Origin of the sequence: Cereibacter sediminicola (genome assembly GCF_007668225.1) — a bacterium.
GTDB lineage: Bacteria > Pseudomonadota > Alphaproteobacteria > Rhodobacterales > Rhodobacteraceae > Cereibacter_A > Cereibacter_A azotoformans.
In genome coordinates this window covers 1-329 of sequence record NZ_VDEK01000191.1, presented here as the reverse complement: position 1 = coordinate 329, position 329 = coordinate 1, and the positions used below count along the sequence as shown (strand labels likewise).

Below are 329 nucleotides of genomic sequence, written 5' to 3'. Positions count from 1 at the left end.
GGGGCCGGTCCTGCCGGCGCTGTGTTGGAGCCATGCCCGGCGCAAGTTCTTCGAGCTGGCCGATATCGAGGGGAACATCCGCAAGGGCAAGGACGCAAAGGAAATCTCGCCGATCGCCTTCGAGGCGGTGACGCGCATCGACGCGATCTTCGCAATCGAGCGCGAGCTGAACGGCCAGGACCCCGCCGCCCGCCTCGCGGCACGACAGGCGCGGTCAGCCCCACTGGTCGAGGATCTCGAACGCTGGCTCCGGACCGAGCGGGCTCTGCTGTCGAAGCACGCCAAGGTCGCCAAGGCCATCGACTACCTGCTGTCGCCCGACCACTGGC

1 protein-coding gene is annotated in these 329 nt (G+C 68.1%); it reads left to right on the top strand.

Features of this window, described 5'->3' with window-relative positions; translation table 11 throughout:
• Positions 1-329: IS66 family transposase (locus tag FG154_RS20970; protein WP_145112109.1), on the top strand; the 329-nt coding region annotated here is incomplete at both ends.